This is a genomic window from Bacillus sp. P4_D3, assembly GCF_056401855.1.
In genome coordinates this window covers 20,182-35,651 of the sequence record NZ_JBFUIN010000018.1, presented here as the reverse complement: position 1 = coordinate 35,651, position 15,470 = coordinate 20,182, and the positions used below count along the sequence as shown (strand labels likewise).

Annotated in this window: 11 protein-coding genes and 2 pseudogenes; 8 read left to right on the top strand and 5 right to left on the bottom strand. The window is 35.2% G+C overall.

The annotated features are described in order from the left end of the window. The 5 genes and pseudogenes from tnpA to AC1DTM_RS05720 all read left to right on the top strand — a co-directional run. The coding region (tnpA, locus tag AC1DTM_RS05740; protein ID WP_477000082.1) for an IS200/IS605 family transposase at positions 1-241 on the top strand (241 nt) is incomplete at its 5' end. Between the two features lie 11 nt (positions 242-252). Then, positions 253-1,365: an RNA-guided endonuclease TnpB family protein gene (locus AC1DTM_RS05735; RefSeq protein ID WP_477000081.1), complete on the top strand. Its 1,113-nt coding sequence runs from the start codon at positions 253-255 to the stop codon at positions 1,363-1,365. Between the two features lie 303 nt (positions 1,366-1,668). Beyond that, entirely contained in the window at positions 1,669-1,875 is a 207-nt protein-coding gene (locus AC1DTM_RS05730; protein ID WP_033658980.1) for a hypothetical protein, read from the top strand. A gap of 36 nt (positions 1,876-1,911) precedes the next feature. Beyond that, positions 1,912-2,187: pseudogene (locus AC1DTM_RS05725) on the top strand (discoidin domain-containing protein); the annotation flags it as partial. Between the two features lie 233 nt (positions 2,188-2,420). Then, positions 2,421-2,732 carry a heavy metal-binding domain-containing protein gene (locus tag AC1DTM_RS05720; RefSeq protein ID WP_000637500.1) on the top strand — a complete coding sequence of 104 codons (312 nt, stop codon included), beginning with the start codon at positions 2,421-2,423 and terminating at the stop codon, positions 2,730-2,732. A 144-nt stretch (positions 2,733-2,876) separates the two neighbouring features. On the opposite strand, the gene AC1DTM_RS05715 is transcribed toward AC1DTM_RS05720, so the two are convergent. Continuing rightward, entirely contained in the window at positions 2,877-4,601 is a 1,725-nt protein-coding gene (locus tag AC1DTM_RS05715) for a PAS domain-containing sensor histidine kinase (protein ID WP_477000080.1), read from the bottom strand. Positions 4,602-5,302: 701 nt separating this feature from the next. Here AC1DTM_RS05715 and AC1DTM_RS05710 point away from each other — a divergent pair. Continuing rightward, positions 5,303-6,010: an IS6 family transposase gene (locus AC1DTM_RS05710; protein ID WP_016103682.1), complete on the top strand. Its 708-nt coding sequence runs from the start codon at positions 5,303-5,305 to the stop codon at positions 6,008-6,010. Between the two features lie 246 nt (positions 6,011-6,256). Here AC1DTM_RS05710 and AC1DTM_RS05705 read toward each other — a convergent pair whose 3' ends face one another. Then, positions 6,257-7,639: an alpha/beta hydrolase gene (locus AC1DTM_RS05705; protein ID WP_016103681.1), complete on the bottom strand. Its 1,383-nt coding sequence runs from the start codon at positions 7,637-7,639 to the stop codon at positions 6,257-6,259. 1,460 nt (positions 7,640-9,099) lie between these two features. Here AC1DTM_RS05705 and xerS point away from each other — a divergent pair. Continuing rightward, the gene (xerS, locus tag AC1DTM_RS05700; protein ID WP_088099336.1) at positions 9,100-10,173 is read left to right on the top strand and encodes a tyrosine recombinase XerS; all 1,074 of its coding nucleotides are present in this window, start codon (positions 9,100-9,102) and stop codon (positions 10,171-10,173) included. 402 nt (positions 10,174-10,575) lie between these two features. Here the strand turns inward: xerS and AC1DTM_RS05695 are convergent, their stop codons facing one another. Then, positions 10,576-12,246 (bottom strand): ribonuclease J, encoded by a 1,671-nt coding sequence (locus AC1DTM_RS05695; RefSeq protein WP_088099335.1) that lies wholly within the window; start codon positions 12,244-12,246, stop codon positions 10,576-10,578. A gap of 498 nt (positions 12,247-12,744) precedes the next feature. On the opposite strand from AC1DTM_RS05695, the pseudogene AC1DTM_RS05690 reads away from it, so the two are divergent. Further along, positions 12,745-12,885 (top strand): annotated as a pseudogene (locus tag AC1DTM_RS05690) (IS6 family transposase); the annotation flags it as partial. A 75-nt stretch (positions 12,886-12,960) separates the two neighbouring features. On the opposite strand, the gene AC1DTM_RS05685 reads toward AC1DTM_RS05690, so the two are convergent. Both AC1DTM_RS05685 and sdaAA read right to left on the bottom strand, forming a co-directional pair. Next, complete coding sequence (locus AC1DTM_RS05685) at positions 12,961-14,280, bottom strand: aromatic amino acid transport family protein (RefSeq protein ID WP_088099334.1); 1,320 nt, start codon at positions 14,278-14,280, stop codon at positions 12,961-12,963. Between the two features lie 298 nt (positions 14,281-14,578). Next, the gene (gene sdaAA, locus AC1DTM_RS05680; protein ID WP_088099333.1) at positions 14,579-15,466 is read right to left on the bottom strand and encodes an L-serine ammonia-lyase, iron-sulfur-dependent, subunit alpha; all 888 of its coding nucleotides are present in this window, start codon (positions 15,464-15,466) and stop codon (positions 14,579-14,581) included. Positions 15,467-15,470 lie beyond the last annotated feature (4 nt).

Here is a 15,470-nt window from a genome sequence, read left to right as displayed (position 1 = left end):
GTGGAATCATGATGTTGACCATGTACATATYTTGTTCAAGGCACATCCTAATACAGAAATGACAAAATTCATTAATGCTTATAAAAGTGCAAGTTCTCGACTCATTAAAAGAGATTTTCCACAAGTAAAAAAGAAACTTTGGAAAGAGATGTTTTGGTCAAGAAGTTTTTGCTTACTAACTACTGGTGGTCCACCAATAGATGTGGTAAAGAAGTATATTGAAAATCAAGGTGAAAAGTGAGGTGGAATGATATGACAAAGCATAATAAAGCATATAAATTCCGTTTGTATCCAACAGAAGAACAAGCATATCTTATGCGTAAAACCTTCGGTTGTGTACGTTTCGTGTATAACAGAATGTTAGCWGAACGGAAAGAAGCTTACGAAAAATACAAAGATGATAAGGAACAACTAAAGAAACAAAAGCTTCCAACTCCTGCGAAATAYAAAGCAGAATTTGAGTGGTTAAAAGAAGTTGATTCATTAGCTTTGGCAAATGCTCAACTAAACTTGCAAACTGCCTATAAGAATTTCTTTAGTGGTCAAAATGACTTTCCTACATTCAAAAGCAAAAAAGGTAGAAAATCATATACAACGAATGTAGTAAACGGAAATATTATGTTGCTWAMTGGTCATATCAAATTGCCAAAATTGAAAATGGTACGTATCAAACAGCATAGAGAAATACCACAAGACCATATGATCAAGTCATGTACGATTTCTATGACACCTACTGGTAAATACTATGTGTCCATCTTGACTGAATACGAAAAAGAGATTGTACAAAAAGAAGTAGAAACAGTTGTTGGATTAGACTTTGCGATGGATGGATTATACGTTAGTTCTGAGGATGAGAAAGCCAACTATCCTAAGTTTTATCGTAAAATGTTAGACCAATTAGCAAAGGTACAACGAGTATTAGCAAGACGTTCTAAAGGCTCAGAACGTTGGAACAAACAACGTATTCGTGTAGCGAAATTACATGAAAAAGTAGCGAACCAACGAAAGAATTTTCTTCATCATGAGTCTAAAGAGTTAGCTATTAATTTTGATGTTGTAGCTATTGAAGACCTAAACATGAAAGGGATATCGCAATCACTTCATTTTGGAAAAAGTGTTGCTGACAATGGTTGGGGTATGTTCACTTCTTTTTTAGCTTATAAACTACAAGAACAAGGCAAACAACTTGTGAAAATAGACAAATGGTTTCCTTCCACAAAAACATGTAGCAATTGTGGAATTGTGAAAGATATATCATTGTCTGAACGAGTATATTCTTGTATATGTGGTATAAATCTCGATAGAGATTATAACTCAGCTATCAATATCAAAAATGAAGCAATACGTCTATTAGCGTTAGCATAAATAGCAATAAAATAACCTTTGGAACAAGGGAGTTAGCTCGGCTGTCTAAGGACTAATTCGTTAGCTATCAAAAGTAACGACTAACCGAGAAGCCCCCACTTCAGACAGTCCGTTAGGACGTTAAGTGGCGGGTGGTTCACGGTTGTTGCATATATTTTATTAAGTATTGGAATTTTTAAAGATTATTTTGGCAGGGTTAGCGAGGATTGTGAAGAAACATAGTGTGATTGTAAAAATATACAAAAACAAAAAGCATATAAGGATGAGTTGTAAGTGAACTATTGGAAAGGAAGTGGGGAAATCATGATACATCGATATGAAATTGATTTTTCTGTGATGTATGATGGCAAGGTAACAGACTTACAATCAGCAATTATTCCAGCACATTCTTTAGAAGAAGCAAACAAGAAATTACAATCGGAAGTAAAGCGGAGGTTAGGGAAATGTCGTGTCAAAATTGATCATATAAGTTTACTTGTTTCAGAGGATAGTCGATACACAATTGGATGAAATGAGGAGAGGAGTATTGCAATCAGCAAGGCTTTTTTATTGCTAGAGCTTGATGGAAAGCGAACAATTACAGAATTAGTATATCTATCTCGACAAGATTGGTCAGAAAATGGTCATATTTTAAATTAGAATATCTATACGAGTGTGGATGGTCTTAAGTAAGAAAAAGTATCGTCTGGAACATGGGAAAGTGATAAGGATAAAAAAACAGTAACATTTGAACCGGTTGCTGCTAAATATGTAAAAATAGAAGTGACAAATGGAAAGAATGGATATGCTTCTGCAGCTGAGGTAGAGATTTTGGGGTATTAAAAGTATGTTTGAACTTAACCATCATCTGTAAAAAAACATATATTTTCCGCGGTATTTGCTTTAGATTTCTCGTCTAATATTTAAAGAAATCCGATTAGAAAATGAGTAAATCTTCCTTACAAAAATGTCACATTCCTGTAAGGTTATTAGATAGTTTAGCTACTTTTTCCATGTCATAATAAAGACATAAGAAACGCCAAATAAAAATTATAAGTTATAGGAGAGGGTCAATCATGATTGTAACAACAACGCAGGGAATTCAAGGGAAAGAGATTAGTGAATATATTGATATTGTAAATGGTGAAGCTATTATGGGTGCGAATATTGTTCGCGATTTATTCGCTTCAGTTCGTGATGTTGTCGGTGGTCGTGCTGGTGCTTATGAAAGTAAATTAAAAGAAGCACGTGATATTGCAATGGACGAAATGAAAGAACTTGCAAGACAAAAAGGTGCTAATGCAATCGTTGGTGTTGACGTAGACTACGAAGTTGTTCGTGATGGTATGTTAATGGTTGCTGTAAGCGGTACGGCTGTACGTATATAATAAGATAGAAAACAGGCTCTCCCCGTAAAGTGTATATGCTTTACGGGGATTTTTTTGTTGAGAAAATTTTGGGAGTATACCCACAAGGCCGCTTGTACACATGTAATCTCAAAATAACATGCATAATTTCATTTAAGTCCGTATTTAAACATCTTGCAAAAGCGGTAAATAAATGTACACCGAGGTTCCTACTCCAACTTTACTTGTTATACAAATTCTGCCCTGATGACTTTCAATAATTTTGTAACTAATCATTAAACCGAGACCTGTTCCTTTTTCTTTCGTACTATAAAAAGGTTCAGCAAGTTTTGCAATTCTTTCTTCCGGAATACCAATCCCCTCATCTGAAATACAAATTTCCACCTCATTGTTACTTACTTTCTTAGTGGTAATGATTATGTCTCCCCCATGTGGCATTGCTTCAATCGAATTTTGTAAAATATTGATAAACACTTGTTTTAATTGTTTTTTACAACAATCAATATATACAACGTCAGGATCCGTTTGGAATGTGACATGAATATTTGTCATAATTGCCTTTGTGTTAATTAATGATACAACGTTTTCTAAAATTACATCGATGCTCTCTTGTTCAAAAGAACATACCTCAGGCTTAGCAATCGATAAAAATTCATGAATAATAGATTCAATGTGCTCAATTTCAGAAAGTATGAGTTGAAAATATTTTGATTCATGTTTCATTTGTATCTCTAATAATTGTATAAATCCTTTAATAACAGTGAGTGGGTTTCGCACTTCATGTGCAACCCCTGCAGCGAGTTGACCGACAGTAGCTAATTTATCTGATTTATTTAATAGTTCCGCTGTCTTTTTCCGCTCTGTAATATCGCGAACCATAACCATCACTTTATCTGTTAATAGCGGTAAACATCGTGYTTCAAAAAAGTAAATACTATTATGCATGAGCAAGGAGTAATCTACAATTTCTATGGAATTATTCTGCTGTACCCTTGCAATTGCTTCTTGTAGCTGCAGGGCAACATCTAAAGGTAACACATCCTGAAATTTTTTATACATAAATTGTTCGGCAGGTACATAAAATCTTGATGGACAGCCAGCTTTATAATCAACGATTACTCCGTCAAGTCTTGTTAAAAAACATAAGTCTGGAAGTGCTTTAAAAATTAATTCTAACTCTGAAGATTTTTCTATAAGTTTCTCTTCTACCTGTTTCCGATGCGTGATATCAATACCAACTGCCCAGTGACTGTATCCAGGAACAGGGAATTCTTCTGAAAGGTTTGACCACAGGATTGTTTTTTCATCACCGTTTTTACAAGTAAGTGTCATTTCCCAATCACGAAATTTTTTACCGAGTTCAGAAAATCCATGAAGTAACTGGTTCCGATACGTTTCATCTGGATAAAGTAGTTCTAACGCGCAAGGATTGTTAATAATTTCAGCGGCACTATAACCTGTTACAAGTTCACACTCTCGGTTCCATATGACAATATTCCCTTCTTCATCACAAGCATCAACCATAACGGGCATGTGGTGTAAAATCGTATATAATTTTTCAGCAGGGATAGATTGATCTTCCTGCAATTGCTGTAATGTATTCATTCCTTTATTCGTTATAATCGTTGCAAGGGATTTAAAGTATATAGTGCAAGATTCAATACTATCTTTAGGCGACAAAATCACAAAATCACCAATTGTATTTTCATTGAATATAATAGGGACATGAATTTTTGTATGTAAATGTATATCAGAGGACGGTGTGCCGTAATGAAATATGATTCCTCCGTTGCAATCAAGCAGCTGATGTGAAATCTGTGTTAAAAGATAAAAGTGTTCTGCCATAGTTTGTATTTCTGTTACGTCAATAATCTCGGTCAGTTTGTACATATTCTCTCACCCCTATGTATGTAAACATGCATATGTGTTATTTTTTTAATTTTCTTAGTTTTTCTATTATACAAATTAAATGTGTCGAGGTACACAGAAAAGAGGGGTTATTTTAATTTTCAAATGATTCCCGTCAATTTTTCATAAAAATGCTTTCCAAAAACTCACCTTAAAAACTATCTCCCTGATAGGTGCTTTTTTGAATTACTACCTCAACTATCATAAACAATAAATGCAATCTTTACAGAAAAAAACAACTTGGACAAGGACAAGTTGTTTTTTTCTAAAGGGCACAGCAAAGAAAGAGTGGAGGAAAAAATGCATACACACATGTCAATGATTTAAAGCAAACTGACGAATAAAACTAAAAATTCCGACAATTATATCGCTAAGGGTTTTTGTATACTCTTTCTTTGTAATTATAAGTCTAGCATGAAAATAAAAATAAAACAACAAAAATATACAATTTTCTGTTAAATTCGACATTTTTTCGCGAGTTACCATTTCCACATTAAGCATCAGTTACTAAAATATTTATTTTTTAAAGGTATTTAGGTATTAATAAAATTTACATAATACCTATTATCGGTAACTATGTAAACCTAAAAATATTCTTAAAGACTGCTTTTTTGGTTCTGGTGCAAAAAATCTCTTAAACTTGGACATACTGATACTAGTACTCTAAAAAGGACGTGATTAGTATGGAAAAGCAAAACCTATTCAAGTGGAAACATTATCAGCCTGAACTGATCTTATTAACAGTAAGATGGTACCTGCGGTACAATTTGAGCTTTCGTAACCTGGTGGAAATGATGGAAGAACGAGGGTTATCAATCGCTCACACAACAATTATGCGCTGGGTTCATCAATATGGACCTCAATTAGAAGAGAAAGTACGCTATCATCTTAAATCAACAAATGACTCATGGAGGGTCGATGAAACCTATATCAAAGTAAAGGGTCAATGGATGTATTTATATCGTGCTGTAGATTCCGAAGGGAACACCATTGATTTTTATCTAAGTAAATCAAGAGATAAACAAGCAGCCAAGCGCTTTTTCAAGAAAGTCTTGGCTTTTTCGTACGTGTCTAAACCTCGTGTGATAACAGTAGATAAGAACCCTGCCTACCCTGTAGCGATTCAAGAGTTAAAAGAAGAGAAACATATGCCTGAAGGCATACAATTAAGGCAAGTTAGATATCTCAATAATATAGTGGAACAAGATCATCGTTTTATTAAGAAACGCGTGCGTTCTATGTTGGGATTCAAGTCATTTAAAACAGCAACTTCTATATTGAGAGGTGTTGAAGCCATGCATATGATCAAAAAAGAACAGATTGATTTACGGGACCAATCTGTTCAAAATCAGAAAGAATTCATCCATCAATTGTTTGGACTGGTAGCATAAAATGCAATTCTGTTAGGGATATATGCACTTTATTCTCTTTTATTTTATTTTTGCACCAAAACCAATTGTGAGTAATTGCTATAATTCATTGTACGTTGAAAAAACGAAGTTTGGCTGCAAACTATGTAAATATAAAATGAAATGATAATGAGAATATTAGATGTGTCTGTATCACTTGGATGAAATCACTAGTAACAAAAAACCTTCATGCAATGATTATTGCGTGAAAGTTTTTTACAAGTTTACTTATTTTTTTGTCTCATTGACCCATTTAATAATGTCCTGAATGACGTACTCGGGAACATTTGCAGGAATTTCATACTCACTAGGAAGACTTAAATCACCATCTCCTTCTGTAAAGGCATGGTTCAATTTCGGATATGTTTTGAACTGAATATTCCCGCGGTTTGAGAGTCCTTCTTGCCATCTTGTAAATTCATCTTTTACTGTTACTTGATAATCGCGTGCTCCTTGCAGAATCAATAATGGTTCTTTTTGTGTTTTTGCTTCCTCAACAGGGCGCCAGCGAGCAACATCATACATGAAATGCGGGGATGGATAATTGTAACCAGTTGGTGGGTGGTCTGGATCAAAAGTAGGATCCTGGTAATAGGCGAATTGTCTTTTTAGTTCATCGATTACTTCCTTTGGTGCCCCGAGGTATTGATACTGATCAATGAGCATATCAGTCATAGGTCGTGCGGGTGGTGCTAGTAATATACTGCCTCGAACAAGTGAAGAAGGTGCTTTGCTCAGTATACGCGGCATCGCGCCACCTCCTTGGCTATGTCCGAGAATGAAAATGTTACTTGGGTCAATGCCTTCTTGCTGCGCTGCTGATTTTGCTGCGTATATGGCATCTTCTGTTGTATCTCGGTCTAAGGTAATAGGTTCCGCACTCATCTTTAATGTGTGTTCTAAAGAACGTTTTTCATAGCGTAAGACTGCAATCCCGTTAGATGAAAGGCCCGCTGCAAGGTCTCTAAACAATTTTGTCCCCATGTTTGTACTATCACGATCATTCATACCAGAACCATGAACAAGAACAACAACGGGCACCTTTTCACCAGGCTTATGTTTCGGAATCGTTAACGTGGCTGGTAAAGGGTATGTAGAATTTCCAATTACGATTTCTCGTTCTTGATAGGAGTCAGGTCGATCATAGATAGGATGCGGTATGGCATATGTTTTTTTAGGTGTCCTTTGCCCAACGTCATCTACTTTCCCGCCTGGTGTGAATCTAAGCAAAACTGGAATCGTAGTTCCTTCGAACTCTATTGGAATCTCAACTGTCTGATGAACCAAGTTACGTTCTTTTACTTCTGCTGTTCCGATGTTTTTAATTCCACCACCACTACTTTGTGTCCACCAATCTTGCAATTTTTGTGCAGTAAACTTCGACTGAAAAGCAGTGGATGTTAATTGCAGGGCTTCTGCATATTTACCTTGCTGGAGATATTCAAAAAATAATGTCGTACGATCGGTTAAAGTGATTTGTTTCTTTTCTACAGATTGTTCCGCGCGTGTATCCGCGTGAATAGGCGATGTAATTGGAAAAGATGAAACCCCTAAAGATAAGAGAAGGGTAATGGAAAGTGCTGATTTTTGTATGTTCCGTTTTTTTGTCATGTTTTAACCTCCAAAATGCGATAGTAAGAAATAGGGATGGTAATTAGTGGAATGGATCCCTCTTGGAGTTTCGGTACATGTAAGGGGGAATCCTGCATAAATATCATAAAAAGCACGTTTGAAATAGTAGGGGATTATAGCAACGTATAGATACACGAACCCGCGCTATACCATAGAAATCAATAGTTTTTCTAACAACTATTACAATGCCTGCATCTTAGAATGAAAATAAATGGTCCATTTTTATACTAAATCACAAACTAACATATATCTTACCACCGCAGCAATCTAATTCATTTGGTGGGAACTATGGTTTGTTATGTTGATACATACGAGTCATGTGGTGTGAGTTTGTATTGTAATCGTGTAATAGTAGGGAAAGGTAGGCTGCTGGAAACCCGCTGATATAAAGGTATCCACAATCGCTTACTTTTACTTAGTTTACATAACCTATCTTATCAGAAGTTGTGGAAATTAGAGGGGAGTCAGTCTCAAAATGAAAAGAATCCTTATCTTATTGAGACAGTTAAAAGAATTTCAAAGCTATATTTTCAATTCTGTATTAGAATTACATTGGGCTCAACTTTTACATAAAACAAGAGTAATAAAGAACATTTTTGACGTAAAAAGCAATAAAAGAAACCATCTCTTTCGATATTATAAACATCTTAGTTTCGAATATAATACAGCCGATTTACCCCTAAGGGATTAACTTAGCTGTTTTGTCTTAAATTTAACTAAATGTGTGTTGTTATGTTGTTTGCACTCTATTAGTAAACGTACAATAAACAAAGATATGTAAAAGCGGACAGATCTGGAATCAAAAAATATTACTTACTGATGAAAAGTGAATAATAAATTCTGTTGGATGAACATAAAAGAATTGAAAGAAGGGAGAAAAAACAAACCCTCAACAACTTCGCACGAAATACCAATTTTACGCATAATAATGCGATTATATAAAAATCAAATACAGTATCTAGGGATTTCAAGCTCAAGTGCACGAATCTTAGTATATTTATACACGCCATATAATTCATATTTCATATAAGAATAATCAAATGCTGAATGACTCATAAGCAATTTTTATAGTGAATTACATTTTTATTTATAAGAGCTTTTCTTGTGTTGATCTAACTAACTCCTGATTAACCTTGATTAAATTAACCAATTCACATTTTATAACGACTTTTAAACTGTTTTCATGTAATCATTTTATTAGAATTTATATTTGAAAATCGTTTTATTTTATATACATATATAATTTTTATAGCCAAATATGAATTTATCACTTGGTTATCTATAACTTTTATTAGAACAATTACACTTTCCCATTCAATTTCGAGTGAATTTTAGTGTTTCATAATTTAATTATGTAAATAAGTTCGTGTAAAAATTGAATTTAACGCGAACTTGTGTTCGTGTATATTTTCTGTTATAGTATATATGAGGTGATTTTTATGGATTACAGCAAGCAACGTCAAAAATCAGTACATCGTAAGAAATTATACGAGAATATAAATGAAATGCCCTTTTACATAGAAGAATTTGTGGAGTACAAAGAATTGCATGATGCCTCTCCCTCCACTCTACTGAATTATGTATATGATTTTAGAGTCTTCTTTAATTGGCTATTATCTGAACAAATTATTGAATTTAAGCCCATTAAAGACATATCCTTCTCTGATTTGGAGAATTTAAAGAAAAAAGATGTTGAGAACTTTATGAGGTTTTTAAAACTACAACAAAATATGCAGAATTCCTCTGTTAACAGAAAAATTTCAGCCTTAAAGTCTTTATTTAAGTACCTTACCTCCCTATCAGAGAATGATGATGGAGAATGTTATTTTTATAGAAATGTAATGGCTAAAATTGAAATACATAAAGATAAAGAAACATTAAATGCCCGTGCAAAACGTATGAGATCTAAAATATTTCATAATGATGACGATCAAGAGTTTTTGAATTACATTAAGTACGAACATGAAAAATCTTTAACAAAACATCAGTTGTTCTATTTCCTAAGAGATAAAGATCGTGATGTAGCTATTCTCTCCCTCTTTCTTGGTAGTGGTATTCGTGTAAGTGAATTGGCCGATCTTCGTATGGAAGATATAAACTTAAAAGAAAGGCTAATTGATGTAATCCGAAAAGGAAACAAAGAAGATTCTGTATGGATTACCCCAATTGCATTGAATGATCTTGAAAAGTATATGGAAATTAGAGATAAGAAATATGCTCCAGGGAAAGAATTAAAAAATGTATTTTTATCGAAGTATAAACATACTGCACAGCCTCTTTCGGTTAGGGCTATCCAAGATATAGTAGAAAAATATACTAAGGCCTTTGGTAAAAGAATGTCTCCTCATAAATTAAGACATACATTGGCAAATAAGTTATATATGGAAGAAAAAGACTCGTTACAAGTGATGCAGCAACTTGGGCATACTAGCCAAGATACGGCCTTATTATACACACAGCTTGGAGAAACAACTATTAAAGATAGCTTAGGCAGAATAGGAAAGAATAAATAATAAAAGTTCAGCAATGCGTAATTGCTGGACTTTTATTATTCCCCCCAAAAAAGCACCCCACTGGATGCTTTTTTTGTTCTCTCTATAATTCGCTTAGTAGTCTCTTTTCCATTTCTAAAAGGTTTGCTTGCTGCACCTTATTAATTTCTTCTATTTTATTTTGACCCCATCCTAAAATCAGCATGGGGTTATGTGTGTTTGAAGTTTTAAAATTAAATACCTATATAGTCACTCTACACCTGCCCTTTAGTTTAAGTGCAATCCTTCACAAATATTAAATTTTGCTTGGGATTCTTATTCCATTAAATGGTCCAATACAAAAGAAAGAGCACAATTCTTATTAGAGAATTGTGCCCAATTGTTGAAAATCAATTAATTCATTTTTTTTTAAACTTCCCCCTATTAAATTTCAATAAGTATAGGTACAATCATTGGTTTTTTCTTAGTATGTGTATATACATATTGTCGTATTGATTTTTTTATTTGTTTTTTCATTACATTCCATGAGTTTCTATTTGCTTCTTGTAGCTCGTTAACAGTTTTTATAGTAAGTCGATTAACGTCTCTTCGGAGTTCCGAGAAATCTCTATCCACAAATCCACGAGAAATGGTATCGGGGTCAGAAATCAACGTTCCTTCCGCTTTGCTCATAGTTAAAATAATCATGAGCATCCCATCCTCTGAAAGTTGTTTGCGGTCTCGTAACACAATTTCCCCAATATTATCGACATCCGCCCCGTCTATGTAGGTATTCCCCACCGGTATTTTCCGGGTCTGACGGGCAATGGTATGTTCAATATCGACGACATCCCCATTATTGATGATAAACGTGTTTCCTTGCTCTACTCCAACGGATTCCCCTAACAAACGGTGATGGTGCAGCATTCTAAATTCACCGTGAATGGGAATAAAATATTTTGGTTTCATTAATGTAAGCATTAGTTTTAAATCTTCTTGATAACCATGGCCAGAAACATGCATTCCGGATGTACTTCCTGATCCATAAATCACTTTGGCTCCAAAGGCAAATAAGTTGTCTACGATACTCGTGATATTTCGTTCATTCCCGGGTATTGGACCTGCTGCAAAGATAACCGTATCTTCAGGTAAAATGTCGACACCGCGAAAGTTTCCTGTGGACAGGCGAGCAAGAGCAGCCAATGGTTCTCCTTGACTCCCCGTGCATAAAATGGCCACCCTTTCAGGAGCCATTTCATTGATTTCATGTGGGTCAATTAACATTCCATCTGGAACTGTTAAATAACCACGTTCCATAGCAACCGCTACGACATTAACCATACTTCGTCCAAGCAACGCAATTTTTCGATTTGTTTTTTGTGCTGCATTCACGACTTGTTGAACGCGACTAATATTTGAAGCAAAGGTAGAAAGAATAACTTTGCGTTCGGCTTTCATGAAAGCTGCTTCCACATGTTCACCTACTATTTGTTCCGATGGGGTCAAACCAGGACGCTCTGCATTGGTACTCTCAGATAATAGAAGCAAGACCCCTTCTTTGCCGATTGCAGCCATTTTATGAATATCCGAATTCTCATTATTCGCAGGGGTTAAATCGAACTTGAAGTCCCCTGTATGTACAATATTACCCTCTGGTGTGTGAAAGACTATTCCCAAGCAATCAGGAATACTATGGGTCACTTTGAAAAAACTTACCCTTATTTCTCCAATTGTCAAGTTTGAGTTTGAGTTGATTTCAATAAGTTCACTTTCTCTTAGGAGTTTATGTTCTTTTAATTTGATTTCAATTAATCCTAGTGTGAAGCGTGTGGCATAAACGGGTACATTCACTTTTTTTAAGAAGAACGGGATCCCCCCGATATGATCTTCATGTCCATGTGTGACAATTAAAGCCCTGACTTTATCTTTATTTTCTACTAAATAAGCTATATCAGGGATAATCAAATCAATTCCTAATAAACTTTCATCTGGAAACTTATTGCCACAGTCGATAATCACGATATTGTTTGAATATTCAATTGCATACATATTTTTTCCGATTTCATTCAATCCGCCTAAGGCGAAGATAGATAATGCATTCTCTATTGTACTCAAATTTATAACCTCCCATTTTAAATATAATCTTAGTATGCCCTTTAGGTTTCCCTTTATCAGTAGGTTGAATGCTCGAGATTCCTAGAAAAAAGGGAACTTTAGACTTGTTTTTACCTAAATATACTGACTACAACATTGATGTCTTCGTTTCACACATTGTTATCGAGGTCTTTCCTCCCATGGAGACAGCTGCTATTGAAATCACTCATGGTTTTCGATTCTTAATAAAGATGCAATTCTTTTTTAAGAAATGCGCCCGATAATGGAAGATCGTTATGCAGAAGTCATGCGGCACTTACATTGTAGAATAGCCCTCTAAAACAGAAGAAGCTCTCCTCATACTAATTGCATAGCTTAGGGTGAGAACAAATTCTTCTAAATCATATCTACGTGCATTGGAAAAACCGTTGTCTTCACCTTTAACACTGAATCCACATCTCATCAGAACCTTAAGGAATACTTCAAATTATTAGCTTGATGGACATGGGACGACACCCTAATATGCTTGGACTAAAATCATTGCAAACAGCTAAAAAGGTGATTGCAAGAATAGAAGTTATGCATATAATCAAAAAAGGACAAACTCTCCAAGATGAAAAGTTTGTCCAAAACCATGATCTCTTTGGTTCAACAATATAAAATTCAGTTCCGCTAGGAATCTTTCGTTCTTTTTTCATATCTCACTATTTTTGCATCAGAACTAACAATAGTGAATTAGAATAATGACTTAATACTTGCTAGGACGGTAAGGATACCTATAATAATGACAAATACATTGCTCATTTTCCCTCTATATTTAGCTAGTACAGGCACTTTACGAATTGCATACATTGGTAATAAACATAAGATAGCAGCAACTAACGGTCCGCTAAGGGCATCAATGATTCCAAGAATACTTGGATTTGCATAAGCAACATACCAGCATGTTAATACGACAAAAGTAAGAATCATTGTCTTAACTGTTTTTTCTCCTATATCTTTCCCGCGTGTTTTACCGGACTTAATAATCATGTCACGCATTACTTCATATGCTCCTATATAATGGCCAAGGAAAGACTTTGTAATAGCCACAAAAGCAATGATAGGAGCTGCAATCGTGATTACAGGCGAATTAAGCTCATTAGCAAGATATGATAGGATTGACAAATTCTGTTCTTTTGCCATCATAAGATCATTTGGAGTCAAACTCAAGGTACTGCTCCAAACAAAGAACATAACAACAGCGAATGTCATGATATAACAAACTTTTTGTATTTGAGCACATTTGGCATCAGTAGCTTCTATTCCATACGTAGTTCTCTGTTTCATAACAAATGACGAAATCATAGGAGAATGATTAAACGAGAATACTATGATTGGTAGTATCATCCATATCGTTCCCAAATATCCTGTTCCTGTTGAAGCAGTAGAAACATTTGAAAAACTAAGCATTGACGTATTCCACTGTGGAATCAAAGATATTGAGATAAAAAGTAGAGAAGCTATGAAAGGATATACAAGTATGCTCATTATCTTTACAGTGATATCTTGACCAAAATTTAGTATAGCGATAAGACCGAGTACTAATACAAGCGATAAAATGGCCCTTGGAGGCTCCTGCATGTGCAATTGATGCACGATAAAACTACTTGCAGTATTTGTAAGTGCAACAGAATACATTAGCACGATTGTATAAATTGAGACGAAATATACTATGTTAAAAATGATACTTGCCTTATTTCCAAAATACTCTCTTATTGTACCTGTAATCCCCTCTTCAGCAGAATTGGAAGCATATATCATTTTAGCAAGCGCCCTATGTGAGTAATACATAACTGGATATGCAAGTAATGTAATTAGTAGTAATGATAATACCCCCCCTGAACCTGCATTAATCGGTAAAAAGAGTACTCCTGCTCCAATGGCTGTTCCAAAAAGGCTCAATGCCCAGGTAGTATCCTGTTTATGCCACTTTGTAGGATCTGGATATTTCTCATTTTTTACTGCAGTATTTTCAGCCTGAAATTCTATTTTTTTTGCAGTATTCCCATTCATATAATAATTCCTCCTTGTGTCCTATTCTTCCGTCTCTTTTTAAGGCTTAGGAATATAGACCGTTCTTGAAAAATGAATTGCTTACAAAGTGCGCCACATCGTGTGTCCTTCTTCTAAGTTGATCAAAATCGAAAAATTCGCTAGTCATCAACCTGATGGGTTTGTTAGCTCTTACAAAACACTTTAATTATATAGTAGTATATTTTAGTGATAATGGCTCTCAATATAAAGACATCCTTAGGAGAACAATAGAGAATAGGATTGTTAACTATTTCACAATGTTTCCGATAACTGTTTATTAATTTGATTGTTTCTCCCCAAAGATTTTATTTTTAATGGCAATCCCTGTAGGTGTGGCCGCAATTCCGCCTAAACCTGTCTCTCTTAATTCGCGAGGCATCTGTCTTCCGACTCTATACATCGCTTCAATAACTTCGTCTGCATTGATGATATTGTTTACGCCGGCTAATGCGATGTCCGCTGCTGCCAAAGCATTTGCCGTTCCAATGGCGTTTCTCTTTACACAAGGAATTTCTACCAAACCAGCGACCGGATCACAAACTAGACCGAGTAAATTTTGTAATGCGGTTGAGAAAGCTTCAGAAGATTGCTGTGGCGTTCCTCCGGCAGCTTCTACCGCTGCTGCAGCCGCCATTGCTGAGGCACTGCCTACTTCAGCTTGACATCCTCCGTACGCTCCTGAAATACAAGCGTTATTTGCGACTATCGTTCCAAATAACGCTGAAGTGAATAGAAAATGGATCATATCTTCATGAGTTAACTGCAACGTATCTTTAATACTATATAGGACTCCCGGGATCGTCCCACTCGCACCTGCTGTTGGGGTTGCACAAATAGCCCCTAATGCAGCATTTACTTCATTAACACCGATAGCACTTTGAATCCCTAACACCATCAAATCTCCAGAAAGAGTTTTCCTATTTTCTCGATAGTTTTTAATTTTAACAGCATCACCTCCGGTTAAACCGGTCGGAGAAAATACCCCGTCGCCCTCGATACTTTTATTTATGGCATTTTCCATAGTCGTTAAATTTCTTTCCATTTTACTCCAAGCTTCTTCATAAGAAGTTTTAGTTTGTTCGATTTCCTGTTCGATTGCTAATTCATAAATTGGCTTTTGGCTTTTATTAGCTGCATCCACAATTTCTTTTATGGTCATATACATATTT

What these genes read in the sequence shown, in the direction of transcription:
- AC1DTM_RS05730 (WP_033658980.1), top strand. Translation starts at nt 1,669, where the DNA reads ATGATACATCGATATGAAATTGATTTTTCTGTGATGTATGATGGCAAG.
- AC1DTM_RS05720 (WP_000637500.1), top strand. Translation starts at nt 2,421, where the DNA reads ATGATTGTAACAACAACGCAGGGAATTCAAGGGAAAGAGATTAGTGAA.
- AC1DTM_RS05710 (WP_016103682.1), top strand. Translation starts at nt 5,303, where the DNA reads ATGGAAAAGCAAAACCTATTCAAGTGGAAACATTATCAGCCTGAACTG.
- AC1DTM_RS05705 (WP_016103681.1), bottom strand. Translation starts at nt 7,639, where the DNA reads ATGACAAAAAAACGGAACATACAAAAATCAGCACTTTCCATTACCCTT.
- xerS (WP_088099336.1), top strand. Translation starts at nt 9,100, where the DNA reads ATGGATTACAGCAAGCAACGTCAAAAATCAGTACATCGTAAGAAATTA.
- AC1DTM_RS05685 (WP_088099334.1), bottom strand. Translation starts at nt 14,280, where the DNA reads ATGAATGGGAATACTGCAAAAAAAATAGAATTTCAGGCTGAAAATACT.
- sdaAA (WP_088099333.1), bottom strand. Translation starts at nt 15,466, where the DNA reads ATGTATATGACCATAAAAGAAATTGTGGATGCAGCTAATAAAAGCCAA.